The sequence below is a fragment of the Caldimonas sp. KR1-144 genome, from assembly GCF_049446155.1.
Lineage (GTDB): Bacteria > Pseudomonadota > Gammaproteobacteria > Burkholderiales > Burkholderiaceae_C > Rivibacter.
In genome coordinates this window covers 1-26729 of sequence record NZ_JBMSEE010000005.1, presented here as the reverse complement: position 1 = coordinate 26729, position 26729 = coordinate 1, and the positions used below count along the sequence as shown (strand labels likewise).

The window sequence follows — 26729 nt, the reverse complement described above, 5'->3', positions numbered from 1 at the left end:
GCAAGGGCGGCTCACAGCGCGTCGTCTTCCACCGCCGGCGCCGTGAGCGCCTGCTCGACGACGCTGCGCGTCAGCGGCGACGCGAAGGTCTCGATGAAGTCGTAGGCGTAGCGGCGCAGGTAGCTGCCGCGGCGGATCGCCAGGCGCGTCATGTTGACCGCGAACAGGTGGCGCGCGTCGATCGCGCGCAGGTGGCGGTCGCGCTCGCCGTCGAAGGCGATCGACGCGACGATGCCCACGCCCAGGCCCAGCTCGACGTAGGTCTTGATCACGTCGGCGTCCATCGCCGACAGCGCGATCTGCGGCGCGATGCCGGCGCGCTCGAAGGCCTCGTCGATGTGGCCGCGGCCGGTGTAGCCGGCGTCGTAGGTGATCAGCGGGTGCTCGGCCAGGCGCGCCAGCGTCAGCGGCTGCTGCGCGTCGGCCTGCTGGGCCAGCGGGTGGCCGTGCGGCACGATGACCGAGTGCGTCCAGCTGTAGCACGGCAGCGCCACCAGGCCGGGGTAGTGCGCCAGCGCCTCGGTCGCGATGCCGATGTCGGCGGCGCCGTCGAGCAGCATCTGCGCCACCTGCTGCGGCGAGCCCTGGTGCAGCGCCAGCTGCACGTTCGGATGCGCGAGCCGGAAGTCGCGCACCGCGGTCGGCAAGGCATAACGCGCCTGCGAGTGCGTCGCCGCGATCGCCAGCGGGCCGCTGTCGTGGCGCGCGAAGTCCTCGCCGGCGCGCTGCAGGTTGCCGGCCTCGGTGAGCAAGCGCTCGACGATCGGCAGCACCGCGCGCCCGGGCTCGGTCAGCCCGGTCAGGCGCTTGCCGGCGCGCACGAACAAGGTGATGCCGAGTTCGTCCTCGAGCTCGCGGATCTGCCGGCTCACGCCCGGCTGCGACGTGTGCAGCGCATGGGCCACCTCAGTGAGGTTGAAGCCGCGGCGCACCGCCTCGCGCACCGAGCGCAACTGCTGGAAATTCATGGAGCGACGAAGAGCGGGCTTCTAGATGCGGAAGTCGAATTATTCGAGCGCCGCCTCCACGCGCGAACGACAGCTTCGTTCGATGCATCTGCAACCGGCGCATATCAGGTGAAAGGCGGCTGGCAAAGAATCTTCATGAGCGCTCACTTGCCCGTGACAAACCCGGGTGGGGCTCGGGCGGCGCTCGCCGGTATGATCCGCGCCGCGGTCGCCTGGGCGGCCACCAATTCAGTTCGGAAGGGAATCCATGTCCATGACCCTGCTGCGCCGCCTCGGGCTGGCGCTGGCCGGCGCCGGTGTTGCGTTTGCCTTGGTCGCCTGCGGCGGCGGCGGTGACGGCGACGGCGGCGGCGGTGACGCCTCCGTGCGTCTGCTCAACGTGACCAACGACATCGCCGCACTTGACCTCTATTCCGAGGAGGACGACGAAGAGGCCGTGCGCAGCGAAGGCGTCGGCCGCGACGCGGTGGGCGACTACTTCTCGCTCAAGGCCGACACCTACAACTTCCTGGTCAAGCGTGCCGGTGCCGACGCGACGCTGCTGCAGCAGACCAGCCGCAGCGTGTCGGGCGGCAACAAGTACACCGTGATCGCCTACGGCTACGAAGGCGCCTACAAGTCGGCGCTCCTGTCGGAGAACGAGGACGACTCGCCGGCCAGCGGCAAGACCAAGATCCGCGTGCTGAACCTGTCGGCCGATGCCGGCAATCTGGACATCTACGTGACCGACGCCGATACGCCGCTGTCGGACGCATCGCCCGTGATCGCCAGCCTCGATGGCGGCTCGGTCAGCGCGTATGCCACCGTGACCAGCGGCAACCGCCGCATCCGCGTCACCGCGGCAGGCGACAACGCCGATCTGCGTCTGGACATTCCGGCCGCCACGTTGGAGAGCACCGGCATCGTCAACGTCGTCCTCACGCCCGGCAACGGCGGCGTGCTGGTGCACGGCTACCTGATGCCGCAAGGCGGCGATCTGACGCTGGCCAAGAACACGCAATCGCGCGTGCGCCTGGTTTCGTCGGTCACCAGCACCGGCTCCGTAGGTGCTGCCGTCAACGGCACGACGCTGGCGACTGCGCAGTCTTCGCCGTCCGTCGGCGGCTATGCGAACGTCACGGCGGGCGCGCTCACCGGCACCTTCACCGTCAATGGCGTCGCCATCACGACGCCGACCGCGACGCTCGTGGCTGGCAACGACTACTCGCTGATGGTTGCCGGCGATCCGGGCGCCTCGTCCGTCTACGTGATTGGCGACGACAACCGCCTGCCGACGACGACGAAAAAGGCCAAGTTCCGGCTGTTCAACGGCGTCCCGACCGAGACCGCTGGCCTGTCGTTGCAGGTGAACCTGAATCCGCTGGCCGATGGCGTGGCCTTCGGCGCCGCGTCGACCGCGACGCAGGTCGATGCAGCCGCCGACTCCACGATCGAGGTGAATTCGGGGCTGGGTAGTACGGTGTACTCCCGCACCGACCAGGACATCGCCGAGCAGGGCGTGTACTCGGTGTTCCTGCTCGCCGGCAACCCGGCTGGCTCGACCGGCCTGCTGCGCAAGGAGCGCTGACCCCCCCCACGGCCTTGACGCCAACGACGGCCGCCCCTCGGGGCGGCCGTTTCTCTTTCCGGCTAGCCTTGCCGCATGAGCGTCGATCCGACATTCGTGCCGCCTCTGCCGCGCCCGTGGGCCAGGCGCCTGCGCGAGATGCACCGATCGGCCGGCTGGCCGATCGGCGACGCGCTCGAGGTCGAACTGCTGGCCGCCGGGCTGCTCGTCGCCGAGCGTGATGGGCAGGGCCGCACGACGCTGCACCTGAGCCCGGTTGGCCTGCAGGCGCTGGCCGTCGCGCTGCGCCGCAATCGCGCCGCGTTCGACGCCCACGAGGCGCTGGCCGAGCGCGTGGCCGCCGAGATGCAGCGCGACGGGCGCATCGCCTGGCGCGAGCTGGCGCTGCGCGCGCCGGTCGACGGCGCCTGGGTCGTCGTTCGCCCCGACGTCTATTCCATCCGCCACACCACCGTCGAGAGCTGGGTCGTGCCGATCGCGCACGAGGTCAAGGTGCGGCGCGCCGACCTGCTGTCCGACCTGCAGCGCCCGGCCAAGCGCGCCGCCTACCTGGCGCTGGCGGCCGAATGCAGCTACGTGATCGCCGCCGGCATCGCCGAGCCCGATGAGATTCCGCCCGAGTGCGGCGTGATCGTCGCCCACCCGGCGAGCGAGGGGCGCGGCTTCGGCCGGCTCGAGCGCGTGCGCGACGCGCCACGGCGGGCGATGACGCTGCCGCTGGCGGTGTGGATGGCGCTGGCGCGCGCGGCGCCGGCCGTGCCGGCCTGGGACGACGCGCCCCAGGCCGCGCTCGGTGATGTGGGCGACGCGCGCGAGGCCGGCGACCCCGACGCGTCATCGAATCCGCCGACCTGAGACACTTGCGGCTTCATCGACCCTTGCGCCGCGCGGGCGGCCCACGAAGCCGCGCTGTCGGCGCCCGCAGTGACCATGCCCCGCTCCTCGTCGATCCCGCTGCGTCTTGCCCTGGTGGCTTCCGCCGTGCTGGCGGCGGCCTGTTCGCGCGCGCCCGAGCCCGCCGCCGCGCCGGCCGCGGCCACCGCTTCGGCGCCCGTGCCCGCCGCGCCCAGTGCGGTGGCGCAGATCGCCAAGCACCAGGACGAGGGCATCGCCTGGATCAAGGCCACCGGGCCCGAGGAGGTCGAGCGCGCGTTCGCGCAGGCGCGCGGCGCCAACAAGCCGGTCTTCGTCTACTGGGGCGCGGTGTGGTGTCCGCCGTGCAATCAGGTCAAGGCGACCATCTTCAACCGCGACGACTTCATCGAGAAGAGCCGCGCCTTCGTGCCGATCTACCTCGACGGCGACCTGCCCGGCGCGCAGAAGCTGGGCGAGAAGTTCAAGGTGCGCGGCTACCCGACGATGATCCTGTTCCGCCCCGACGGCAGCGAACTCACGCGCCTGCCGGGCGAGGTCGATGCGCGCAAGTACCTGCAGGTGCTGTCGCTGGGCCTGGGCCAGGCGCGCCCGGTCAAGGAAGTGCTGGGCCAGGCGCTGCGACAGCCCAAGCGCCTGAGCGCCGAGGACTGGCGGCTGCTGGCCTACTACAGCTGGGACACCGACGAGCAGCAGCTGCTCGCGCCCGGCAAGCAGGCCGACACGCTGGCGCGGCTCGCGGCCGAGTGTCCGCCGACGGCCGCGCAGGCCGGTCAGCGCCTCGGGCTGAAGGCGCTGGTCGCGCGCGCCGACGACGAGTTCAAGGGCCGGCCGCTGGACGCGGGGAGCGCGGCCGCCGCGCGCGACGGCGCGCTGGCGCTGCTGGCCGACGACGCGCAGGTGCAGGACAACCTCGACATCGTCACCAACTACGCGGCCGAGCTCGTGAAGGTGCTCAGCGCCAAGGGCACGCCCGAGCGCGAGCAGCTCGCCGCCGCCTTCGCAACCACGCTCGACCGCCTCACCGCCGACACGCGCCTCTCGCAAGGCGACCGCATCGGCGCGCTGATCTCGCGCATCGCGATCGCCCAGCTCGACGACCCCAAGGCCGCGCTGTCGCCGGTGCTGCTCGAGCACGTGCGCGCCCAGGTCGCGCGTGCGGACCGCGAGGTGACGAGCGACGTCGAGCGCCAGTCGGTGATCACCAGCGCCGGCCATGCGCTGTCCAAGGCCGGCCTGCTCGATGAGTCGGACACGCTGCTCGAAGCAGAGATCAAGCGTTCGCACAGCCCCTACTACTCGATGCTCCAGCTCGCCAGCAACGCCAAGAAACGCGGCGACAAGGCGGCCGCGCTGCGCTGGTACGAGCGCGCCTACGCCGAGTCCAAGGGGCCGGCCACGCGGGTGCAGTGGGGGGCCAACTACGTGACCGCGCTGGTCGACCTCGCGCCGCAGGACGCGCAGCGCATCGAACAGGCCGCGGCCAGCGTCTATGCCGAACTCGACGGCCAGCGCGATGCCTTCTACGAACGCAATGCCCGATCGCTCGAGCGCATCAACGCCAAGCTCGCCGGCTGGGCCACGACGCCCGAGCGCCGCGCCGCGACGCAGCGCCTGCGCGCCTCGCTCGACCAGCGCTGCGGCACGCTGCCGGCCGGCGACGCGCAGCGCGCCACCTGCGGCGCGCTCGGCAGGCAACTGGCCGGCGGCAAGCCGGCGGCCAAGTCCGCGACGACCTGATCTGCATCCAATGCCGCGCGACATCCTCGACGAAACCCAGCTCCATCCGGCGATCCGCCAGCGTGTCGCCGACCTCCACGCCGACATCGTGCACAACGTGCGCGCCGCGGCCGCATCGAACGCCGTGCTGGTGATCGGCATGGCCGGCAATCCGCATTGCCGGCGTGCGCGCCGCACGCTCGAGCGCGTCGGCGTGCCCTTCCACTACCTGGGCTTCGGCAGCTACCTGAGCCAGTGGCGACGCCGCAATGCGCTGAAGATGTGGACCGGCTGGCCGACCTTCCCGATGGTGTTCGTCAAGGGCCAGCTGGTCGGCGGCGCCAGCGACCTCGCGGCCTTGGCCGACAGCGGCGAGCTGCAGCGTCTGCTCGCGCAGCCGGCCTGATGCCATGCTCATGAACGCAACGAAACGCTGGTACTGGGAAGACTTTCGCGCCGGCGAGGTGCGCGAGTTCGGCGGCCACGTGCTGACGCGCGAGGAGATCGTGCGCTTCGCGCGCGAGTTCGACCCGCAGCCCTTCCACCTCGACGACGAGGCCGCCAAGGCCTCGCTGTTCGGTGCGCTCGCGGCCAGCGGCTGGCACAGCTGCGCGCTCGTGATGCGCATGATGTGCGACGCCTACCTGCTGGAGTCCAGCAGCCTCGGTTCGCCCGGGCTCGAGAACATCCGCTGGCAAAAGCCGGTGCTGGTGGGCGACACGCTGCGCGTGCGCATGCACATCCTCGAGTCGCGGCCGATGGCGAGCCGCCCGCACGTGGGCCTCGTGCGCAGCCGCTGGGACGGCCTGAACCAGCGCGACGAGGTCGTGCTGACGATGGAAGGCTGGGGCATGTTCGGGCGCCGCGAGCCGGGCGCGCAGGCCGAAGGAAGCGCCGCATGAACCCGCCGCGCCGCGCGCGCGAACCCAGCTTCACGCCGGCGCAGTTCCGCGCCGCCTTGGGCATGTTCGCGACCGGCGTGACCATCGTCACCGCGCGCGCGGCCGACGGGCGCTGCGTCGGCCTCACGGCCAATTCGTTCAACTCGGTCTCGCTGGCGCCGCCCTTGGTGCTGTGGAGCCTCGCGCGCACGGCGGGCTCGATGCCGGCGTTCTCGCGCGGCTCGCACTACGCGGTGCACATCCTCGCGGCCGGGCAGCACGCGCTGGCCGAGCGCTTTGCCAGCAAGGCCGTGGTCGACCGCTTCGAGGGCGTGCCCTGGCACGCCGGCGAGCACGACGTGCCGCTGATCGACGGCGCGGCCGCGGTGTTCGAGTGCTTCAACCGCAGCCAGTACGTCGAAGGCGACCACGTCATCTTCGTCGGCGAGGTCGAGCGCTGCCGCGTCGACGCCGACGCGACGCCGCTGATCTTCCACGGCGGGCGCTACTTCACCGAGCTGCCCTTGACCTCGGCGGACACCTTCGGTCACAGATGACGGCCGGCCCTTAAGGCCGGGCTAATTGTGCGTACGCAGCATGACGGCTCTTCACTGAGGATCCGTCATGTCGTTTGCCTCATCGTTCGAAGCGTCCTCGGGGGCCGTTCGCGCCTCTGAGGGCCCGCTCGAGACTCAGGCGCCGCAGGGCCTGGTCCGGGCCGGCGCCGAGCGCCGCGAAATCGAACAGTTCATCGGCGAAGTCTTCGCGCGCCGCTTCGACGCTGCCGTTCCCGTCTTCATGCCCGAGCTCGTCGCGCGTCGCGACGCACTCGGGCGGGTCGTCGCCGCGGCGGGCATCCGTCTCGCGAGCGAGCCGCTGTTCCTCGAGCAATACCTCGACGAGCCGGTCGATCGCGCCATCGAGCGGCTGACCGGCCGCCGGCCCGCGCGGGCGCGCATCGCCGAGGTCGGGCAGCTGGCCGCCGCGCGGCCGGGCGAGGGCCGCCGGCTGATCGCCGACCTGGCCGTGCGCCTGGCCGCGCGGCGCATCGAGTGGGTCGTCGGCACGCTCACGCAGGAGCTGCGGCATCTGTTCGCGCGCATGGGCATCGAGCCGCTGGTGCTGGAGCGCGCTGATCCGGCGCGGCTGGGTGCCGCGGCCGCGAGCTGGGGGCGCTACTACGAACACCGGCCGCAGGTTCTCGCGGGCCATTTGCCGACGGCGATCGCACGCTTGCGCGCAGCGAGGTCCGTGGCATGACGGCCGAAACCAGCGCGATCCTGCTCGACGACGCGACCGGCACTTGGGACGCCGAGCGCTTCGAGCGCGCCGTCGAGATCGCCGCGCAGCACCTGCGCGAACAGGGCGCGACGGTGCTCGCCACGCGCCTGGACAACGGTGCCGCCTGGGTCGTCGCCGATGCGGCGGCGCGCCGCAGCGGCGTGGTCCACCTGCCCTTGCCCGCCTTCTTCACCGAAACGCAGGTTGCGCACGCCTTGCGCACCGCCGGCGCCGAGCTGCTGTGGCTGCCGCCGGCCGCCGCAAGCGGCGGGCGCATCCGCGAGTTCGCCCCCGGACTCGCCATGCGCGAAATGCGCACCGCCGCTGCACCGTGCGGCGTCGCCATGCCGGCCGGCACGCGCATCGTGACCTTCACGTCGGGCAGCACCGGCACGCCCAAGGGCGTGTGCCTCGGTGCGTCGCAGCTGGACGCCGTGGCCCATGGCATCGGCGAGGCGACCGGCGCGCTGGGCATCCGACGGCACCTGTGCGCGCTGCCGCTGGCGGTGCTGCTGGAGCACGTGGCCGGCGTGCTGGCGCCGCTGGCGCGCGGCGCGACGGTGATCCTGCGGCCGCTGGAGGCCGTGGGCCTGGGCGGCTCGTCGAGCTTCGATCCCGCCCGGCTCGACGCCACGGTGCGCGCGACGCAGCCGCACAGCCTGATCCTGCTGCCGCAGCAGTTGCGCGCCTGGAGCGGCTGGCTGCACGCCCAGGGTCTGCGCGCCTGCCCGTCGCTCAAGCTGGTGGCGGTGGGCGGCGCGCCGGTCGGCACGGCCAACCTCGCGGCCGCGCGCGCGATGGGCCTGCCGGCCTACGAAGGCTATGGCTTGTCCGAGGGCGGCTCAGTGCAAACGCTCAACCTGCCCGGCGCCGACCGCCCTGGTAGCGCGGGCCGGCCACTGCCGCATGCGCGCGTGCGCATCGCCGCCGACGGCGAAATCGAGCTCGGCGGCGCGCTCTCGCTCGGCTACCTCGGCGAGCCTGCCGATGCGCGGCCGTGGCGGGGCACCGGCGACCTCGGTCGCCTCGACGACGACGGCTTCCTGCACGTCACCGGCCGCAAGAAGCAGGTGCTGATCACGGCCTTCGGGCGCAACGTCTCGCCCGAGTGGGTCGAGACCGCACTGCATCAGCAGGCCGCGATCGCGCAGGCAGTCGTGTTCGGCGACGGCCAGCCGCGGCTCGGCGCCGTCCTGTGGCCGTCGTCGCCCGCCATCGACGACGCGGCGCTCGACGCCGCCGTCGCGCGGGCCAACGCGCAATTGCCCGACTACGCACGCATCGCGCACTGGCTGCGCGGGCGCGACGCGTTCTCGCCCGCCAGCGGCTTCGCGACGCCCAACGGGCGGCCGCTGCGCTCGGCCATCGCCGCGGCCCATGCCGCGGCCCTGTTCCCCGCCATCGAATCCGGCCACGAAACCTTCGCACGATGACCGATCCACGACCCGCCGCCGCGAGCGGCTTCCATGCCCGCCTGCTGGCCGAGACCGCCGCCGAGCGCGCGCGCATGCTGCAAGCGCCGATCATCGGCGCCTGTCTCTCGGGGCGCGTCTCGCGCCCGAGCTACCTGGCCTTCCTGCAGCAGGCCTACCACCACGTGCGGCACACGGTGCCGCTGCTGCGTGCCTGCCGCGCGCAAGTGGCGGCCCAACCCCGGCTGGCCTGGGTGCTGCCCGCGCTCGACGAGTACATCGAGGAAGAGCAGGGCCACGACGAATGGATCCTCGACGACATCCGCGCGGCCGGCGGCGACGCGCAGGCCGCGCGCGACAGCCGGCCCGAGCATGCGGCCGAGGTCATGGTCGCCTACGCCTACGACACCATTGCGCGCGGCAACCCGCTGGGCTTCTTCGGCATGGTGCTGGTGCTCGAAGGCACCAGCGTCGCGCTCGCGCTGCAGGCGGCCGACCGGATCCAGGCCGGCCTCGGCCTGCCCGACGCCGCCTTCAGCTACCTGCGCTCGCACGGCACACTCGACCAGGAGCACACGCGCCACCTCGCGATGCTGATGGATGCCGTCGAGGATCCGGCCGATCAGGCCGACATCGTTCGCGCGGCGCAGCGCTTCTACCGGCTCTACGGCGACGTGTTCCGCGACCTGCCGATGCCGGACGCGATGGCGGGCGCGCCGGCGGAGGCTGCATGAAGCTGGCCGGCTCGCACATTGTGCTCACCGGCGCGGCCGGCGGCATCGGATGCGCGCTCGCGTGCGAACTGGCGGCGCGCGGCGCGGCGCTGCTGCTCGTCGGCCGCGATGCCGCGCGCGTGGAGGCACTCGCCGCGACGCTGCCCGACGCACGCGCGGTGGCCGCCGACCTGACGCGCGCCGAGGGCATCGAGCGTGTGCGCGTCGCCGCGCAGGACTTCGGTGCCAACGGGCTCGTCAACAACGCGGGCCAGGCCGCGTTCGGCCGCTTCGCGCAGGCTACGCCGGCGCAGATCGCCTCGGTCGTGGCCACCAACCTCATCGCGCCGATGCAGCTGACGCAAGCGCTGCTGCCCCAGTTGCTCGCCGCCGGCGAGGCCTTCGTGCTCAACGTCGGCTCGGCCGTGGGCCGCATCGGCCTGCCCGGGCAGGCGATCTACGGCGCCAGCAAGTTCGGCCTGCACGGTTTCTCGCAGGCGCTGCGCCGCGAGCTCGCCGGCACGTGCGTGCGGGTGCTGCACTGCTCGCCCCGCGCGACCGACACCGGCTTCAACGACGCGGCCGCGCGCGCGCACCAGCGCGCGACACGCACGCCGGTCGACGACCCGTCGCACGTCGCGCGGGCCATCGCGCGGCAGATCGAACGCGGCACGCCCGAACGCACGCTGGGCTTTCCCGAGCGGCTGGCCGTGCGCATCAACGGCGCGCTGCCCGCGGCGCTCGACGGCGTGCTGGCCGCGCAGGCACGCGCGCTCGATCCGTCGGGCGTCCGCGCCGAACCCATGAACCCGTCCGAGGAGGTCCGTCCGTGAAGCCCTTGTCCGTGAAGATCCATGCCCTGCTGCTGCCGGCGCTGTTTGCCGGGGCGACGCTCGCGCATGCCGGCCCGGTCGAAGATGCGGTGTCCGAACTGCAGCGCAGCTGGGAAGTGATCCGCTACCAGACGCCGAGCCGGGAGCGCGAGAAGCGCTACGAACAGCTCGCCGCGCGCGCCCATCAGCTCAGCCAGTCGCTGCCCGGGCGCAGCGAGCCGATGGTCTGGGAAGCCATCATCGTCAGCTCCTGGGCCGGCGAGGCCGGCGGCTTCGGCGCGCTGGCCAAGGCCAAGCAGGCCAAGGCCTTGTACGAGAGCGCGATCGCCATCGATCCGCGCGCCCTCGACGGCTCGGCCTACAACAGCCTGGGCGTCCTCTACTACAAGGTGCCCGGATGGCCGATCGGCTTCGGCGACAAGGCCAAGGCCGAGGCCAACCTGAAGAAGGCGCTGGAGATCAATCCGAACGGCATCGATCCCAACTTCTTCTACGGCGAATTCCTGGTCGAGCAAAAGCGCGCCGCCGAGGCGCTGCCCTACCTCGAGAAGGCACTGGCCGCGCCGTCGCGCCCCGATCGCCAGATCGCCGACGCCGGACGCCGCGAGGAAGCGCGCGAGCTGCTCGAGAAGGCGCGCACTGCCGCCGCGCACTGACGGCGATGCGCAAGCCCGCACGCGAGCCCGGTGCGCCGCGCCGGCGCGCCTTCGGCGACCGGCTGTGCTCGCTGGCAATCGTCGTGGCCGGCGTGACGGGCAACATCGTCCTGTGGACGATGGTCGCGCGTCACTTCGGCTGAGGCGCGACCATTGGCGTGTCGGGCAGGATCGCGCGGCGCTCCTGCGTCGCACCGCCGAAGCCCCACGCGTCGGCGCGCACCTCCTGCACGACGGCATAGCTCGCCGGATGCAGCGGGCCGCAGGCCTCGTCGAGCAGCGCCCACGCCGCCGCGATCCACGCGGCCTTCTCGGCCTTGGTGTTGGTGCCCTCGGTGACCTGGATCTCGAGCTGGAAGCTCGCGCGCTCCAGCGCCGCCAGCGAGCGCGCGCCGACGAACCACTGCGAAGGCTCGACCGACTCGATCTGCACCGCGGTGACCTCGGCGCGCTTGTGCAGGTGTTCGTGGGTGATCGCGGTCAGCCGGGTGGCCAGCGACTGCGTCAGCTCCTGGCCGAGCGGCCGGGCGACGCGCAGGTGAAGGAAGGGCATGACGGTCCTTTCGGGCGGGCTCGTGAAGCACTCAATAGCGGCGATGGCTTTGCGGGCTGTTGCGCCACGCTTCGTAGCGGCGCTCCGACCAGCGGACCAGGGCTTGGGCCGTCGCGCGGCGCAGCCGGCGCGCGACGAGCAGCAGGAGCGAAGTCGTGGTCATGGCGTTCTCCTTGATCGATGGGGTGAGGCCAATGTAGATGTGCGGCAAAGCACGCACAACGTGGAAGAATGCGTTCCGAGTTTGCATAAACGCACATGCCGCGCCGCACCTTCTTGCCCCCCGCCGCCGGCGCCGACGCGCTGAACTGGGACGACCTGCGCTACGCGCTGGCGATCGCCGAGCAGGGCTCGCTGGCCGGCGCGGCGCGCGCGCTCGGCGTGCGCCATTCCACGGTGCTGCGCCGGCTCGACGCGCTCGAGGCGCGCCTGGGCGCGCGCCTGTTCGAGCGCCAGCGCAGCGGCTACGCGCCCACCGAGGCCGGCGAGCTGCTGGTCGAGCACGCGGGTCGGCTGCGCCCCGCGCTGCAGGAGATGCAGCGCCGCATCCTCGGGCGCGACCTGCAGCTGTCGGGCACGCTGCGGCTCAACGTCGCGCACATCACGACGCTGTACCTGCTGCCCCGGCCGCTGGCCGATTTCGTGCGCGCGCACCCGGGCATCGGCGTCGAGGTCGACGAGGCCTCGCAGCTGGTCGACCTGTCGCGCCGCGACGCCGACGTCGCGCTGCGCCTGTCGGCCGAGGTGCCGCAGCACCTGGTCGGGCGCGAGCTCGGCCGCGCGCGCTTTCGCGTCTACGCGCGCCGCGGCGAGCGCACGCTGCCGCAGCGCCGCACGCCGCTGGATAAGCTGATCGCCCAGGCGCCGTGGATCGGCTACGAGCGCGACCGCCGCGCGCGCTTCTTCGACCGCTGGATGCACGAGCAGGTGCCGTCCGAGCGCGTCGTGCTGCGCGTCGACCTGCTGCACTCGGCGCTGGCGATGGTGCGCACCGGGCTGGGCGTCGCGGTGCTGCCCAGCTTCGTCGAGCCGCACGAGCCGCTGCTGATGCCCGTCTCGGACGACATCCCGGCGCTCGAGACGCCGCTGTGGCTGCTCACCCATCCCGACCTGCGCGCCACCGCGCGCGTGACGGCCTTCATGCAGCAGGTGGGGCACGGCATCGCGCAGGCGCTGGCGCAGGCGCGCTGACCTCTCGCGGCATCGCGTCGCGCCGTGTCGATTCGCGGGCGCCTCGTTCGTCGTCAGGCGGGGGCTCGGCCCATCGATTGCCGCGGCCCTCGCTTGTCAAGCTTCGCAGGAGAGCCGCCATGTCGATGCAGAAAATCACCCCCTTCCTCTGGTACGCGAAGGAGGCCGAAGAGGCCGCGACCTTCTACACGGCCTTGTTCCCCGACTCGCGCATCAAGAGCGTGACCAAGATGCCCAGCGAGTCGCCCAGCGGCCCGCCGGGCTCGGTGACCATCGTCGAGTTCCTGTTGTTCGGCCAGCCCTTCACCGCGATGAGCGCCGGCCCGCTGGACCCCTTCAACCACGCGGTCTCGTTCGTCGTCAGCTGCGAAGACCAGGCCGAGGTCGACCGCTACTGGGACGGACTGCTCCAGGGCGGCGGTACGCCCGAGCAGTGCGGCTGGCTGCGCGACCGCTTCGGCGTGTGCTGGCAGATCGTGCCCCGGCAGCTGATGGAGCTGATGAACGATCCCGATCGTGCCCGCGCCAGGCGCGCGACCGACGCGATGCTCAAGATGGTGAAGATCGACATCGCGGCGCTGCAGGCGGCGGCCGCCGGCCGGGCCTGACGAGGAGCGCAGCAGGCGGCGCGGCCGCGCTCAGCGCCGCGCTCAGGGCCACGCATCAGAGATGCGCCGTGACCGCCGGCGGCTCGAGGCGGTCGTTCATGCCGTCGACATGAACGATCGGCACCGCCGCCAGTTCGGCCTCGCTGACGCCCTCGAGGCAGCCGAGGTTCACGCCGTACATCTTGCCGATCGGCGTCTCGTTGCCGATGCCGAAGGCGCGCACGCCGCAGACACGGCAGAACAGGTGATGGTTGTGGCCGGTGTTGAAGCGGTAGAGCGTCAGCGCCTCGGCGCCCGCCAGCAGCCGAAAACCCTCGGGCCGCGCCACCGCAGGCCAAAAGCGCGTGCGGCGGCAGATCGAGCAATTGCAGCGAAACGACGGCTGGGTCAGGTCGAGGTCGGCTTCGAAGCGCACCGCGCCGCAGTGGCAGGAGCCGGTGTAGGCTTTCATCATCGCGAGCTCCGAGATCGCACCGGCGCCATGTTCGCACCTCGCGCCCGTGCTTGACCGAGCGCAAGCCGCGCACGGCGCCGCGGGTCTATGGTGGGTTCGCGAGGAGGGCCGGCCATGAAGCACGCAGGAATCGCGATGTTGGCGTCGCTGTGGGCGGCGGCGCTGCCCGCGGCGGCGCAGTCGCGCGGCGAACTGCTCTACACCACCCATTGCAGCGCCTGCCACTCCGAGCAGATGCACTGGCGCGACGCGCGCGCCGCGCGCGACTGGCCCACGCTCGAGGCGCAGGTGCGCCGCTGGCAGGGCAGCATCGGCCTCGCCTGGCAGGACGACGACGTGCGCGAGGTGGCGCGCTACCTGAACGAGCGCTTCTATCGCTTCGAGCCGGCCGCGGGCACGCGCTCGTCGCTCGGCGGCGCGCCGCCGGGCGCGATCAGCGGCGCACGCTGACGACGAGCGACTGGATGCGTCCGGCCACCGGCCCTGCGCCGTGGCGCTGCGCGATCGCGTCGGCGCAGTCCTGCGTGGCCGCCAGCAGGCCGCCCGGCTCGCGGGCCTCGATCTCGTGGCGCAGCGGCGTGCCCTGGCAATAGGCGGTGGCGGCGTCGAGGGCGCGATCGGCCCGGCTCGTGCCGCGCCAGGCCTCGATGCGCGCCGGCTGCACCCACCCGCCGGCGGCGAGATCGAGCTCGATCGCCTGGCGGTTGAAATAGCCATGCGGCACGCGCGCCATGAAGCGCGGCGGATCGGCCGGGTAGCGCTGCGCGAGGGCGTCGGTCACGACCGCGGCGAAGTCGTTGTGCTCGATGCGGTCCCAGACGTTGAACAGCAAGCTGCCGCCCGGGCGCAGCACACGCAAGGCCTCGGCATGGGCGAGCGCCTTGTCGGGAAAGAACATCACGCCGAACTGGCACACGACGAGGTCGAAGCTCGCGTCGTCGAACGGCAGGCGCTGCGCGTCGGCGACGAGCCACTGCACAGGCCGCGCGGTGCCGACCGCGGCCGCGCGCGCGAGCATCGCGGGGTTGAGGTCGGTGGCCACCAGTCGCGCCTGCGGCAGCAGCAGCTGGGCCAGCGCGCGCGTGAGCACGCCCGTGCCGGCGGCCACCTCGAGCACGCGGTCGGGTCGCAGCACCGCGGCGCGCTGCGCCAGGTCGTCGGCGCTGGCGGCAAAGATCAGCGGCACCAGCAGGCGGTCGTAGACCTGCGGGATCGAGCCCGCGAAGACGGTGTCGCTGGCCGGCGCGGCCATGGCCTCGGCCTTCGTCAGCGCCGCGACGCCGCGAAGGCCTGGAACCACGCGACGCAGTCCGCGTTGGCCATCGCATCGGGGTTGAGCACCTGGCGCGCGTCGGCGCCCATCAGCAGCTTCTTCACCGGCAGCTCCATCTTCTTGCCCGACAGCGTGCGCGGGATCGCCGGCACTTGCAAGATCTCGTTGGGCACGTGGCGTGCCGAGAGGGCCTGGCGGATCGCGTCGCGCATGCGCTTGACGAGCGCCTCGTCGAGCGTGAGGCCTTCGCGCAGCACGACGAACAGCGGCATGTAGCTCTCGCGGCCGAGGTACTCCAGGTCGACCACCAGGCTGTCGACCACCTCGGGCAGCGCCTCGACCGCGCGGTACAGCTCGGCCGTGCCCATGCGGATGCCGTGGCGGTTGATGGTCGCGTCGCTGCGGCCGTAGATGACGGCACCACCGCGCGGCGTGATGCGGATCCAGTCGCCGTGGCGCCAGATGCCGGGGTACATGTCGAAGTAGCTGTCGTGGTAGCGCTGGTTGCCCGGGTCGCCCCAGAAGCGAAGCGGCATCGATGGCATCGGCCGCGTACACACCAGCTCGCCGACCTCATCGACCAGCGCACGGCCGCGCCCGCTCGCGTCGGGCTCGCTCCAGGCCTCGACCGCGGCGCCGAGGCAGCGGCACTGCATCTCGCCCTTGACCACCGGCAGCGTGCGCAGGCCGGCGACGAAGGCGCCGGCGAAGTCGGTGCCGCCGGAGATCGGCGTGAGCCAGATGTCGCGCCCGTCGACCTTGGGACAGTGGTCCCAGATCCACTGGTAGCACTCGTCCGACAGCGGCGAGCCGGTCGAGCCGATCGCGCGCAGCGACGAGAGATCGCCCTCCTTCATCGGCTCGATGCCGGCCTTCAGGCAGCTCGCGTAGAAGGCCGCGCCGGCGCCGAAGAAGGTCACGCCGGCATCAGCGGCGAAGCGCCACAGCACGCCCCAGTCCGGCCCACCTTCAACACCAGCACGCGGGCCGCCGGGGTTGCCGTCGTAGATGCAGATCGTCGCGCCGCCGAGCAGGCCCGAGACCTGCGAATTCCACATGATCCAGCCGGTGCTCGAGTACCAGTGAAAGCGCTCGCCGGTCTGCGCCGCCGAGCCGATGTCGTTGTGCAGCGTGCCGGCCTTGAGCTGCTCGATCACGATGCCGCCGTGGCCGTGGACGATGGCCTTGGGCAGGCCGGTCGTGCCGCTCGAATACACGATCCACAGCGGGTGGTCGAAGGGCAGCGAAAGCGGCTCGAACATCGCCTCGCGCGAGGCGATGTCCTCGAAGCGCTGAACGCTGCGCCCGTCGGCGTCCAGCGCGCCGAACGCCGGCTCGAGGTTGGCCACCGTCACCACGTGGCGCACGCTCGGCAACTGGGCGATGAGCTCGGCCACCACCGCGCGGCGGTCGTAGGCCACGCCGCCGGAGACGTAGCCGTCACAGGTGATCAGCACCTTGGGTTCGATCTGCCGCCAGCGGTCGAGCACCGCCACCGGCCCCATGTCGGGCGAGCACACCGACCACACCGCGCCGACGCTCGCACAGGCGAGGAAGGCGACCACCGTCTGCGGGATGTTGGGCAGGTAGGCGCAGACGCGGTCGCCGGGCTCCACGCCCACCGCCACCAGCGACTGCGCGAGCGCCGCGACCTGCCTTTTCAGCTCGGGCCAGCTGGTGGTCTGCAGCGCGCGGCCCATGCGCTCGTTGCGAAACACGATCGCCGGATGGCCGCCCGCATGGGCCGCGTCGGCGTGGCGGAACACCTGCTGCGCGTAGTTGAGCTGCGCGCCCTCGAACCAGCGCGCGCCGGGCATGCGTTCGTCGACCAGCGCCTTGGAAAACGGGGTCGGCGAGCGCAGCTCGAAGTAGTCCCAGATCGAGCGCCAGAAGGCCTCGAGATCGTTCACCGACCAGCGCCACAGCGCGTCGTAGCCGGCGGGGGTGTCGGCCTCGAAGTCGAGGCCGCGGGTGTCGTGCAGGAAGCGCAGGTAGCGGCGGATCTGCGGCTCGGGCAGCGCGGGCATGGGGGCTTGTCTCCGGTTCTTGGATCGTTCGAACCGCAGCTTAGCCTTGCTCCCTCTCGCTCGGGGAGAGGGAGCTTCCTTCTCAGCGTTGCGGCACCGGCCCCTCGATGTCGAGGTAATGCCACTGTTCCAGCCAGAACGTCGGCCGCCGGTAGCCGATCAGCCAGGGCTGCGTCAGGTCGGCGTAGATGCGGTGCACGTGGTACTTGTAGGGCGCATAGGCGGCGACGAGCTTGTTCATCTCGGCCAGCAGCGCGAGGCGCTCGGGGCCGTCGGGCAGCACGCTGGCGCGGTCGTAGAGTGCGTCGAGCGCCGGCAGCTTGAAGCGCGCGAGGTTCTGGCCACCGGCGGCGGGGCCGTAGACGCGCATCAGCGAGCTCTGGCCGTCCGGCCCGGCCGCGCTGGTGGCCAGCGACCAGACCTGCAGCTTGCCGGCGCGCGCCATCTTGAGGTTCTCGGGCCACTTGCGCGGCGTGATCCTGATCCTGATGCCGATCGCGGCCATGTCCTTCTGGCGCTGTTCCTCGAGCTGGCGGTACAGCTGGTCGGGCTGCGTGGCCACCTCGAGCACGAGCGGCGAACCGTCGGGCAGGTCGCGCCAGCCGTCGCCGTCGCGGTCGACGTAGCCGTAGAGATCGAGCAGGGCCTTGGCGCGCGCCGGGCTGTATTCGCCGTTGGCGCCGCGCACGTTCGGGTCGTAGCCGTAGGTGTTGGGCAGCATGCCCGATTGCGCGACGATGGCCTGCTGGCTGCGCACCAGCCGGATCTCGCCTTCGAGGTCGGTGGCCAGGCTGATCGCGCGGCGCAGGGCCACCTTCTCCGGCGTGTAGCCGCCGACCACCGGGTCCTCCATGTTGAAGTAGGTAAAGCCCACGTCGGAGTTCACGACGGTGTGGGCCTTGATGCCCTTCTTCACCAGGTTGGGCGCGAGCTTGCCGCCGGGCACGGCCACCTTGGCCAGCGTGGGCGGCACCGGATCGATCAGGTCGAGCTCGCCGTTGAGGAAGGCCAGCCAGCGTGGCTGCTCCTCTTCGATGATGCTGATCTCGACGCGGTCGAGCATCGGCAGGCGCCGGCCCTTGAACCTGGCCAGCAGCGCCTGGCCCTCGGCATCGTCCGCGGCCGGCTCGGCGTCGTAGAGGCGCTCGCGGTAGTTCGGATTGCGCTCCAGCACGATCAGCGAGCTGCGCCGCCACGCACCCAGCTTGAAGGGCCCGGTGCCGACCGGGTGCGCGGCAATCTCGTCGCCGTAGTGCTCGACGACCTCGCGAGCGACGGCGCCGAGCAGGTCCCCGGTGGCCAGGCCGATCCAGAAGCGCGGGCGCGGCTGTTCGAGCGTGAAGCGGATCGTGTAGCGGTCGACCGCCTTGATGCCTTCGACGACGCGGTCGTAGTCGAACTTCGTCTTGTGCCTCAGCGCTTCCTGGCGCACGTCGTCGAGGCCGACGATGCCTTCTTCGCGCAAGCTGCTGTAGACCGGGCTCTTGATCGCCGGGTCGAAGAAGCGCTTGATCGAATACACGTAATCCTGCGCGACCAGCTCGCGCCTTTGGCCCTTGAAGGCCGGGTCGTCCTGGAAGTAGATGCCGGGGCGGACCTTGATGGTCCAGACCTTGTAGTCGGCCGAGTGCTCGGGCATGCCGTCGGCCGTCAGTGGCTTGGGCACGGGCGGGCGCGCGAGGTGGTCGTAGGTGTACAGGCCTTCGAAGATGTGGCCGGTGACGTAGCGCGAGTACAGGTCGTTGATCTGTGCCGGATCGAAGCCCGTTTCGGCGACGCGAAACGCGATGCGCAGCACCTTGGGCTCGGCGGCCGAGACGGGCGCGACGGCGGCGGCGACGAGGGCGAGCGCGGCCAGCGGCGCGCACAGCGGGCGAATCAGGGCAGCAAGCATGGCCGTCAATGCGCCTGGCGGCGCTGCGTGTCGATGTCGTAGTACATCCACTGCTCCAGCCAGAAGGTCGGCCGGCGGTAGCCGACGACCCAGGGCTGGGTCAGGTCGGCATAGATGCGATGCACGTGGAACTTGTAGGGCGCGTAGGCGGTGGCGATCAGGTTGGCCTGGCGCATCACGGCCAGGCGCTCGGGGCCGTCGGGCATCGCGTCGCTCTGGCGGTAGAGCGCGTCGAAGGCGTCGAGCCTGAAGCGCGCGAGGTTTTCGCTGCCGCTTTCGGGGCCGTACAGGGTGGCGAGGCCTTGCTGGCCGTCGGGCGTGGCCGAGCTCTGGCCGAGGCGCCACATCATCGAGCGCCCGGCGCGCGCGGCCTTCATGTGCTCGGGCCACTTGCCGGTCTCGAACTGGATGCGGATGCCGATCGCGCTCATGTCGCGCCGCCACTGCTCGTCGAGCTGGCGCGAGAGCTGGTCGGGCTCGCTGGCCATGCGCAGCACCAGCGCAGAGCCGTCGGGCTGGTCGCGCCAGCCGTCGCCGTCGCGGTCGATGTAGCCGTAGAGGTCGAGCAAGGCCTTGGCGCGCGGCGGGCTGTAGGTCGAGTTGTCGGTGATGAAGTCCGGGTCGTAGCCGTAGGTGTGCGGCGCCACCGTGGTCTGCGCAGCGATGCCCTGGCCGCGGCGGATGATGCCGATCTCGCGCTCGGTGTCGTAGCCCATCACGATCGCGCGGCGCAGCGCCACCTTCTCGGGTGCGTAGCCGCCGACCACCGGGTCGTCCATGTTGAAGTAGGACACCGTGACGTCGGAGTTCACGACCTTGTGCATCACGATGCCGCGCTTGGCCAGGTTGGGCGCGAGCTTGCCGCCGGGGATCGCGGCGGAGGCCAGGTCGGGCGGCACCGGGTCGACGATGTCGAGCTCGCCGTTGAGGAAGGCCAGCCAGCGCGGCTGGCTCTCCTCGATCGGGCGCAGCTCGACGCGGTCGATCATCGGGATGCGCCGGCCCTTGAGCCTGGCGAGGATGGCCTGGCCTTCGGCGTCGTCGGGCGCCGGCTCGGCGTCGTAGAAGCGCTCGCGGTAGGCCGGGTTGCGCTCCAGCACGATCAGCGAGCTGCGCCGCCAGGGGCCGAGCTTGTAGGCGCCGGTGCCGACCGGGTGGGCGGCCGAGTCGTCGCCGTAGCGCTCGATCACCTCGCGCGCGACCGCGCCGAACAGGTCGCAGGCCGCCAGCGTGTAGATGAAGCGCGGGCGCGACTTCGCCAGCGTGAAGCGGATCGTGTAGCGGTCAAGCGCCTTCACATCCTCGACTTCGCGGTCGTAATCGAACGGCTGCTTCTGCTTGAGCGCCTGCTCGCGCAGCACCTCCAGGCCTGGCATGCCCTCTTCATGCAGCTGGCTGTAGGTGGGGCTGTTGTAGACCGGGTCGAAGTAGCGCTTGTAGGTGTAGACGAAGTCCTGCGCGACCAGCTCGCGCTTGGCGCCCTTGAAGGCCGGGTCGTCGTGGAAGTAGATGCCGGGCTGGATGCGCACGGTCCAGACCTTGTAGTCGGGCGAGTGCTCCGGCATCGCCGCGGCGGTCAGCGGCTTGACCTTGAACGGCCGCGCCAGCGGGTCGTAGGTGTAAAGAGCCTCGTAGATGTGCGCGGTGACGTAGCGCGAATAGAGGTCGGAGATGCGCACCGGATCGAAGCCGGTCTCGGCCTCGCGCAGCGCGACGCGCAGCACCTTGGGTTCGGTGGCGGCCCCGGTCGCGGCTCGCGCGAGCGGCGCGGCAGACAGCCCCGCGGCGAGCGCGGCGGCGAGAAGGATGTGCTTCATTTGGCGAGCCTGCGCTGCTGCTCGGCGTCGATGTCGACGTACTTCCAGAACTCGCGCATGAAGACGTTGCGGTGGTAGCCGATCACCCAGGGCTGGGCGAGGTCGGTGAAGATGCGATGCACGTGGATCTTGTAGGGCATGTAGGCGATCATCAGCCGCTGCGCCTCGTCCATCGCGGCCTGGCGCTCGGGGCCGTTGGGCAGCGCCTTCTGGCGCTCGTAGGCGGCGTTGTAGGCCGGCAGGTCGAAGCGCGCGTGGTTGGCCTGGCCCTTGTTCGGTCCGTAGCCCAGCTGAAGAAAGGCCTGCCCGTCGGGCCCGCCGCTCCAGCCGACGATCCACATCATCAGCTTGCCGGCGCGCGAGGCCTTGAGGTTCTCGGGCCACTGGCCGACCTTGAACACCATCTTGATGCCCAGCGCGTCCATGTTCTTGTGCCATTGCTCGGCGAGCGCGCGCTTGTACTGGTCGGGCTCGGTCGCGTACTCGAGCACCAGCGGCTGTCCGTCGGGCTGGTCGCGCCAGCCGTCACCGTCGCGGTCGACATAGCCGTACATGTCCAGCAGCGCCTTGGCGCGCGGCAGGTTGTACTCGCTCATCTCGCTCCTGAGCGCCGCGTCGTAGCCCCAGGTGTTGGGCGCGATCGGGCCCTGGCCCGGGATCGCCTGGCTCTTGCGCACCAGGCGGATCTCCTTGTCGATGTCCACCGCCAGCGCGATCGCGCGGCGCAGCGCCACCTTCTCCGGCGTGTAGCCGCCGACGACGGGGTTCTCCATGCCGAAGTAGGTCGTGTGCACGTCGGCGCGCAGGTAGCGAACCATCTCGATGCCCTGCTTGGCCAGGTGCGGCGCGAGCTTGCCGTTGGGCATCACCAGGTCGGCATAGCCGGCCGGCACTTCCTCGATGACCTCGTGCTCGCGGTTCTGGAAGGCCAGCCAGCGCGGCTGGTCCTCCTCGATGATGCTGACCTCGACGCGGTCGACCAGCGGCAGCCGCTTGCCCTTGAGCCTGGCGACGGCCTTCTGCGCGATCGGGTCGTCGGCCGGCGCTTCCTCGTTGTAGAACTCCTCGCGGAAGTTCGGGTTGCGCTCGAGCACGATCTTCGACGCGCGGCGCCATTCGGCGAGCCGGAACGGCCCGGTGCCCACCGGGTGCTCCATCATCTTGTCGCCGTACATCTCGACGACTTCGCGCGCGACCGCGCCGAAGCGCGCAGGGTCGCTCAAGGTCTCCTCGAAGCGCGGCTGCGACTCGGCCAGGCGGATCTGGAAGCGGTAGCGGTCGAGCACGCGCGCGCCCTCGACCTCGCGCTCGTAGTCGAACGGCTTCTTCTTCTCGATCGCCTCGCGCCGCAGCTCCGACAGGCCGACCAGCTTGTTGTTCTCCAGCAGGTACAGCGAGGGGCTCTTCCAGCGCGGGTCGTAGTGGCGCTTGATCGCGAACACGTAGTCGGCCGCGACCAGCTCGCGCTTTTGCCCCTTGAACGCCGGGTCGTCGGCGAAATAGATGCCGGGGCGGATCGTGAAGGTGTAGGTCTTGAAGTCCGGCGAGATCTCCGGCATCGACGCGGCCGTGTTGGGCTTCACGCGCGCCGGGCGGGCCAGGAATTCGATCGCCAGCGGCGCGTCGAAGATGTTCGCGGCGATCGTGGCGGAATACAGGTCCGACAGCTGCGCCGGATCGAAACCGGTCTCGGCGACGCGAAACGCGTAGCGCAGGACCTTCTTCGGCGCGTCCTGTGCAGGCGCATCGGCGGCGGTGCAGTGCAGGACCGGCACCGCGAGCGCGGCGGCGAGCAGCAGGGCCCGGATCGGCAGGCCGCGTCGGAACATCACAAACAACTCCTCGTGGGAAGCCTCCGGCGCCCGGGGTCCGGCGCCGAAAGGCGGCAAGTCTAGGGCTTCGGCCGCGCCGCGCCATCGGGAGCGGCCCCGAAGCGCGCCCATGCCTTGCTGCGGCGGCATGCGAGTTGCATGCCCGCCGTCGCCGTAAGGAGCGCGCTCCAGCCGTCACGGGGGAAACGCGCACCGGCATGGGGCTGCGAAAGCCCTAGACTCGCGCCTTCACGAGAAATCCTCGAGCCGCCCGGCCGCCACAAGCGCCCGGGCCTTTGTTTGTATTACCGCGATCCCACAGCATGGCGGCCTACCTGATACGGCGCCTGTGGCAAATGATCCCGACGTTGATCGGGGTCGTGCTGCTGGTGTTCTTTCTCTTCAAGTACTTCGGCGGCGACCCGGCCGAGATCCTCGGCGGCCAGAACGCGACGCCGGAGCAGATCGAGGCGATCCGCGCCCAGCTCGGGCTGGACCGGCCGGTGATCGAGCAGCTGTGGATCTTCGTCAAGCAGATCCTGAGCTTCGACTGGGGCCGCAGCTGGGCCACGAGCGAGTCGGTCTCGCACATCTTCGCGACCCGCCTGCCGGCCACGCTGACGGTGATGGTGCCGATCCTCCTGCTCGAGGTGCTGCTGGCGATCCCGTTCGCGCTCGCGGTGGCCTATGTGCGCGGCTCGCTGACCGACCGCGCGATCATGGTGCTGACCACGGTGGCGCTGTCGATCAGCTTCCTGGTCTACGTGATCGCGGGCCAGTACGTGTTCGCATTCCGGCTCGGCTGGTTCCCGGTGCAGGGCTGGACCGACAGCTTCTGGACCAACCTGACCGTGTACTCGGTGCTGCCGGTGCTGCTGGCCACGATGGTGAGCCTGGCGCCGCAGACGCGCCTGTACCGCAGCTTCTTCCTCGACGAGATCGGCCAGGACTACGTGCGCACCGCGCGCGCCAAGGGCCTGGCCGAGCGCACGATCCTGCTCAAGCACGTGCTGCGCAATGCCTTGATCCCCATCCTCACGAACATCGCGGTCGGGCTGCCGAGCATCTTCGTCGGCTCGTTCCTGATCGAGGTGTTCTTCTCGATCCCCGGCATCGGCCGCGAGGTGCTGCTGGCCGTCAACCGCAGCGACTACCCGGTGATCCAGGCCGTGACGATCTACCTGGCCGTTCTCACGATGGTGATCAACCTGCTCACCGACGTGCTCTACAAGCTCGTTGATCCGCGGGTGGTTCTGAAATGAGCGCCGTGCTTCCCAACGCTCCCGCGGTGGCCGCGAACAAGACGATCCAGCGCTCCGAAGGCGTCTGGCATGCCGCCTGGCGGCGCTTCAGGACCGACCGCGTCGGCATGGTCTCGGCGAGCATCGTCGCCCTGTTCCTGCTGCTCGTGATCGCCGCGGCGCTGGGCCTCGTCGCGCGCGACTGGCAGCGCGAGATCGGCGTGCCGAACGCGCAGCCCAGCTTCATGGGCCCGGCGCCGGCGCAGGAAAGCGCCATCGTCAAGGCGCCCAAGGGTCCGCCGGTGGACCTGTCGGCGGTCGACCCGCTCGCGCCGCGCTATGCCGAATGGGAGGCCGCGGCCAAGAAGTACGCGACCGAAGAAGTGGTCAAGCAAGACACGCTGCCCTTCGGCGGCGACCGGCTCGGCCGCGACGTGCTGGCCAAGGCGATCAAGGGCGCCGAGATCTCGATCATCGTCGGCGTCTCGGCGGCGCTGCTGGCCACGCTGATCGGCACCCTGCTGGGCGCGGTGGCCGGCTTCTTCGGCGGCAAGGCGGGCGACTTCCTCGAGTGGCTCTACAACGTCTTCACGTCGATCCCGAGCATCCTGCTGATCTTTGCGTTCGCGGCGGTCACCGGCCGCGGCGTGGGCTCGGTGGTGCTGATCCTGGGCCTGACCGGCTGGACCGGCATCTACCGCCTGGTGCGCGCCGAGTTCCTTAAGCACTCGGTGCGCGAGTACGTGCGCTCGGCCGAGGCGATCGGCGCGTCGTCGGCCTCGCGCATGTTCCGCCACATCCTGCCCAACGTGAGCCATGTGATCCTGGTGCAGCTGTCGATCCACGTGGTCGGCTTCATCAAGGCCGAGGTGATCCTGAGCTACCTGGGCCTGGGCGTCTCGGTCGACCAGGTCTCGTGGGGCACGATGCTCGCCGACGCACAAGGCGAGCTGATCCTCGGCTACTGGTGGCAGCTCGCGGCGGCGACCGCGTTCATGGCGGTGTTCGTCACCGCGTTCTCGTTGATGACCGATGCGCTGCGCGACGCGCTCGATCCCAAGCTGCGCGGAGCGGAGTGAGCAAGCCATGCTGTTGAATATCGACAACCTGCGCGTGCGCTTTCGCCTCGGCCGTGCCGAGAAGGCGAGTTACAGCGAAGCGGTCGGCCGCGGCGACACCGGCGTGAGCTTCCAGATCCCCGAGAACACGACGGTCGCGCTGGTCGGCGAATCCGGCTCCGGCAAGAGCGTGACCGCGATGTCCATCCTCAACCTGCTGCCCGACAACGCCGAGCGGCATGGCGGCATCACCTTCCAGGGCCGCGACCTGCTTGCGGCGAACCTGTCGCAGCTGCAGAAGCTGCGCGGCAAGGACATCGCCTGCGTGTTCCAGGATCCGATGACCTCGCTGAACCCGGTGTTCACGGTCGGCGAGCAGCTCGCCGAGCCGCTGCGCCTGCACCTGGGCATGAGCCGCAGGCAGGCGCGCGAGCGCGCGCTCGAGCTGCTCAACGAGGTGGGCCTGCCCGATGCGAAGCGCCGCCTCGACGCCCACCCGCACCAGCTCTCCGGCGGCCAGCAGCAGCGCGTGATGATCGCGATGGCGATTGCCTGCGAACCCAAGCTCTTGATCGCCGACGAGCCGACCACCGCGCTCGACGTGACGATCCAGCGCCAGATCCTCGAGCTGCTGGCCAAGCTGAAGGAGCGGCATCGCATGAGCATGCTGTTCATCAGCCACGACCTCGGCGTGGTCGGCGAGATCGCCGACCGCGTGGTCGTGATGCGCCACGGCACGGTGCGCGAGCAAGGCGACGTGGGCGCGATCTTCTCGGCGCCGCAAGACACCTACACGCGTGCGCTGCTGGCCTGCCGCCCGACGCTGGACAAGCCGCCGGCGCGGCTGATGGTGATCGACGACCATATTGCCGCGCAGAACGGCGCCGCGCAGACCGGCACGGTCGCCGCCAACGCCGACCGCGTCGCCAAGCCCAAGGACCCGGCCGCGCCGGTCGTGCTCGAGGTCAAGGCGCTGCGCAAGAGCTTCTGGCTTCGCTCGGGCGTGTTCGGGCGCAAGCCCTTCGAGGCGGTCAAGGACGTGAGCTTCACGCTGCGCCGCGGCCACACGCTGGGCATCGTCGGCGAGTCCGGCTCCGGCAAGACCACCACCGGCCTGGCGCTGTTGCGCCTGCACGAGCCGGCCGGCGGGCCGATGCACGGCGAGGCGCTGTTCCACGGCCGCGACGGTCAGGTCAAGGACCTGTTCTCGCTGAGCAAGTCGCAATGGCAGCCGTGGCGGCGTCGCCTGCAGGTGGTGTTCCAGAACCCGTATGCCTCGCTGAACCCGCGCTTCACGATCGGCCAGACCCTGGTCGAGCCGATGACCATCCACGGCATCGGCGCCGGCGCTGCCGAGCGCGAGGCCAAGGCGCGCGCGCTGCTGGCCAAGGTCGGCCTGGACGCCAGCGCCTGGGGCAAGTACCCGCACGAGTTCTCCGGCGGCCAGCGCCAGCGCATCGCGATCGCGCGCTGCCTGACGCTCGATCCCGAGGTGCTGGTGCTCGACGAGGCCGTCAGCGCGCTCGACGTCTCGGTCCAGGCGCAGGTGCTCAACCTGCTCAAGGACCTGCAGGACGAGCTGGGGCTGGCCTACATCTTCATCAGCCACGACCTGGCGGTGGTGCGCTTCATCGCCGACGAGGTGCTGGTGATGAAGGACGGCGCGGTGGTCGAGCGCAACCACATCGAGTCGCTGCTCGAATCGCCGCGCGAGGACTACACGCGGCGCCTGCTGGGCGCGGTGCCCAAGGGCTGGCACGGCCGCGCGGTGGCCGCCTAGGTGTGAAGCTTCAATAGGTTGTATCGGGTGTTCATCCGGATGGGGTTTGAGAGACTGGAAGTCGCCAAACCTCAATCCAACCCAAAGAGCCGACCCGGATGAACACCCATAAGCATGCC

The 26729-nt window shown here is 70.9% G+C and carries 27 protein-coding genes; 18 read left to right on the top strand and 9 right to left on the bottom strand.

From position 1 onward, the window contains the following. Positions 1 to 11: 11 nt before the first annotated feature. Positions 12 to 968, bottom strand: coding sequence for a CysB family HTH-type transcriptional regulator (locus ACO2TI_RS12840; RefSeq protein WP_423284791.1), 957 nt, complete (start codon positions 966 to 968; stop codon positions 12 to 14). Positions 969 to 1215: 247 nt separating this feature from the next. Between ACO2TI_RS12840 and ACO2TI_RS12835 the strand changes: the two genes are divergently transcribed. From ACO2TI_RS12835 to ACO2TI_RS12780, 12 genes are all read left to right on the top strand, one after another. Beyond that, entirely contained in the window at positions 1216 to 2535 is a 1320-nt protein-coding gene (locus ACO2TI_RS12835) for a DUF4397 domain-containing protein (protein ID WP_423284790.1), read from the top strand. Between the two features lie 75 nt (positions 2536 to 2610). After that, complete coding sequence (locus tag ACO2TI_RS12830) at positions 2611 to 3390, top strand: hypothetical protein (RefSeq protein ID WP_423284789.1); 780 nt, start codon at positions 2611 to 2613, stop codon at positions 3388 to 3390. 75 nt (positions 3391 to 3465) lie between these two features. Then, positions 3466 to 5148 carry a thioredoxin fold domain-containing protein gene (locus ACO2TI_RS12825; protein ID WP_423284787.1) on the top strand — a complete coding sequence of 561 codons (1683 nt, stop codon included), beginning with the start codon at positions 3466 to 3468 and terminating at the stop codon, positions 5146 to 5148. 10 nt (positions 5149 to 5158) lie between these two features. Beyond that, positions 5159 to 5533: a glutaredoxin domain-containing protein gene (locus ACO2TI_RS12820; RefSeq protein WP_423284786.1), complete on the top strand. Its 375-nt coding sequence runs from the start codon at positions 5159 to 5161 to the stop codon at positions 5531 to 5533. Positions 5534 to 5543: 10 nt separating this feature from the next. Then, positions 5544 to 6029 carry a MaoC family dehydratase gene (locus ACO2TI_RS12815; RefSeq protein ID WP_423284785.1) on the top strand — a complete coding sequence of 162 codons (486 nt, stop codon included), beginning with the start codon at positions 5544 to 5546 and terminating at the stop codon, positions 6027 to 6029. Then, on the top strand, positions 6026 to 6565 hold the full coding sequence (locus tag ACO2TI_RS12810; RefSeq protein ID WP_423284784.1) for a flavin reductase family protein: 540 nt from the start codon (positions 6026 to 6028) through the stop codon (positions 6563 to 6565). Before ACO2TI_RS12815 ends, ACO2TI_RS12810 begins: the two co-directional genes overlap by 4 nt. A 67-nt stretch (positions 6566 to 6632) precedes the next feature. After that, a complete protein-coding gene (locus tag ACO2TI_RS12805; RefSeq protein ID WP_423284783.1) occupies positions 6633 to 7268 on the top strand; it encodes a thermostable hemolysin in 636 nt (211 codons plus the stop codon). After that, complete coding sequence (locus ACO2TI_RS12800) at positions 7265 to 8722, top strand: AMP-binding protein (protein ID WP_423284782.1); 1458 nt, start codon at positions 7265 to 7267, stop codon at positions 8720 to 8722. The genes ACO2TI_RS12805 and ACO2TI_RS12800 overlap by 4 nt, the downstream gene beginning before the upstream one ends. Beyond that, positions 8719 to 9435, top strand: coding sequence for a TenA family transcriptional regulator (locus tag ACO2TI_RS12795; protein ID WP_423284781.1), 717 nt, complete (start codon positions 8719 to 8721; stop codon positions 9433 to 9435). Before ACO2TI_RS12800 ends, ACO2TI_RS12795 begins: the two co-directional genes overlap by 4 nt. Continuing rightward, positions 9432 to 10247 carry an SDR family oxidoreductase gene (locus ACO2TI_RS12790; protein WP_423284780.1) on the top strand — a complete coding sequence of 272 codons (816 nt, stop codon included), beginning with the start codon at positions 9432 to 9434 and terminating at the stop codon, positions 10245 to 10247. Before ACO2TI_RS12795 ends, ACO2TI_RS12790 begins: the two co-directional genes overlap by 4 nt. A 5-nt stretch (positions 10248 to 10252) precedes the next feature. Further along, positions 10253 to 10903 (top strand): hypothetical protein, encoded by a 651-nt coding sequence (locus tag ACO2TI_RS12785; RefSeq protein ID WP_423285403.1) that lies wholly within the window; start codon positions 10253 to 10255, stop codon positions 10901 to 10903. A 5-nt stretch (positions 10904 to 10908) separates the two neighbouring features. Beyond that, complete coding sequence (locus tag ACO2TI_RS12780) at positions 10909 to 11046, top strand: hypothetical protein (protein ID WP_423284778.1); 138 nt, start codon at positions 10909 to 10911, stop codon at positions 11044 to 11046. Here ACO2TI_RS12780 and ACO2TI_RS12775 read toward each other — a convergent pair. Both ACO2TI_RS12775 and ACO2TI_RS12770 read right to left on the bottom strand, forming a co-directional pair. Continuing rightward, entirely contained in the window at positions 11034 to 11456 is a 423-nt protein-coding gene (locus ACO2TI_RS12775; protein WP_423284777.1) for a tautomerase family protein, read from the bottom strand. The genes ACO2TI_RS12780 and ACO2TI_RS12775 overlap by 13 nt on opposite strands. 31 nt (positions 11457 to 11487) lie before the next feature. Beyond that, entirely contained in the window at positions 11488 to 11619 is a 132-nt protein-coding gene (locus ACO2TI_RS12770; RefSeq protein WP_423284774.1) for a hypothetical protein, read from the bottom strand. A gap of 95 nt (positions 11620 to 11714) precedes the next feature. Between ACO2TI_RS12770 and ACO2TI_RS12765 the strand changes: the two genes are divergently transcribed. Continuing rightward, positions 11715 to 12647, top strand: a complete 933-nt coding sequence (locus ACO2TI_RS12765; protein WP_423284772.1) for a LysR family transcriptional regulator — start codon at positions 11715 to 11717, stop codon at positions 12645 to 12647. A gap of 119 nt (positions 12648 to 12766) precedes the next feature. Continuing rightward, the gene (locus ACO2TI_RS12760; RefSeq protein ID WP_423284770.1) at positions 12767 to 13255 is read left to right on the top strand and encodes a VOC family protein; all 489 of its coding nucleotides are present in this window, start codon (positions 12767 to 12769) and stop codon (positions 13253 to 13255) included. A 55-nt stretch (positions 13256 to 13310) separates the two neighbouring features. Here ACO2TI_RS12760 and ACO2TI_RS12755 read toward each other — a convergent pair whose 3' ends face one another. Further along, positions 13311 to 13709 carry a GFA family protein gene (locus ACO2TI_RS12755; protein ID WP_423284768.1) on the bottom strand — a complete coding sequence of 133 codons (399 nt, stop codon included), beginning with the start codon at positions 13707 to 13709 and terminating at the stop codon, positions 13311 to 13313. 114 nt (positions 13710 to 13823) lie between these two features. Here ACO2TI_RS12755 and ACO2TI_RS12750 point away from each other — a divergent pair, with 114 nt between their 5' ends. Beyond that, positions 13824 to 14159, top strand: a complete 336-nt coding sequence (locus ACO2TI_RS12750; protein WP_423284766.1) for a cytochrome C — start codon at positions 13824 to 13826, stop codon at positions 14157 to 14159. On the opposite strand, the gene ACO2TI_RS12745 is transcribed toward ACO2TI_RS12750, so the two are convergent. The 5 genes from ACO2TI_RS12745 to ACO2TI_RS12725 form a co-directional block, all read right to left on the bottom strand. Continuing rightward, the gene (locus ACO2TI_RS12745) at positions 14143 to 14961 is read right to left on the bottom strand and encodes a class I SAM-dependent methyltransferase (RefSeq protein WP_423285402.1); all 819 of its coding nucleotides are present in this window, start codon (positions 14959 to 14961) and stop codon (positions 14143 to 14145) included. The genes ACO2TI_RS12750 and ACO2TI_RS12745 overlap by 17 nt on opposite strands. Positions 14962 to 14975: 14 nt before the next feature. After that, positions 14976 to 17009, bottom strand: a complete 2034-nt coding sequence (locus tag ACO2TI_RS12740; protein ID WP_423284764.1) for an acetoacetate--CoA ligase — start codon at positions 17007 to 17009, stop codon at positions 14976 to 14978. 82 nt (positions 17010 to 17091) lie between these two features. After that, complete coding sequence (locus ACO2TI_RS12735; RefSeq protein WP_423284762.1) at positions 17092 to 18903, bottom strand: ABC transporter substrate-binding protein; 1812 nt, start codon at positions 18901 to 18903, stop codon at positions 17092 to 17094. Between the two features lie 5 nt (positions 18904 to 18908). Next, positions 18909 to 20720: an ABC transporter substrate-binding protein gene (locus tag ACO2TI_RS12730; protein ID WP_423284761.1), complete on the bottom strand. Its 1812-nt coding sequence runs from the start codon at positions 20718 to 20720 to the stop codon at positions 18909 to 18911. Beyond that, the gene (locus ACO2TI_RS12725) at positions 20717 to 22549 is read right to left on the bottom strand and encodes an ABC transporter substrate-binding protein (protein WP_423284760.1); all 1833 of its coding nucleotides are present in this window, start codon (positions 22547 to 22549) and stop codon (positions 20717 to 20719) included. The genes ACO2TI_RS12730 and ACO2TI_RS12725 overlap by 4 nt, the downstream gene beginning before the upstream one ends. A 305-nt stretch (positions 22550 to 22854) precedes the next feature. Between ACO2TI_RS12725 and ACO2TI_RS12720 the strand changes: the two genes are divergently transcribed. From ACO2TI_RS12720 to ACO2TI_RS12710, 3 genes are read left to right on the top strand one after another with little or no spacing between them, the layout of a single operon-like run. Beyond that, entirely contained in the window at positions 22855 to 23793 is a 939-nt protein-coding gene (locus tag ACO2TI_RS12720) for an ABC transporter permease (protein ID WP_423284759.1), read from the top strand. Further along, a complete protein-coding gene (locus ACO2TI_RS12715) occupies positions 23790 to 24851 on the top strand; it encodes an ABC transporter permease (RefSeq protein ID WP_423284756.1) in 1062 nt (353 codons plus the stop codon). The genes ACO2TI_RS12720 and ACO2TI_RS12715 overlap by 4 nt, the downstream gene beginning before the upstream one ends. Positions 24852 to 24858: 7 nt before the next feature. After that, positions 24859 to 26610, top strand: coding sequence for an ABC transporter ATP-binding protein (locus ACO2TI_RS12710; RefSeq protein ID WP_423284754.1), 1752 nt, complete (start codon positions 24859 to 24861; stop codon positions 26608 to 26610). Positions 26611 to 26729: the final 119 nt, after the last annotated feature.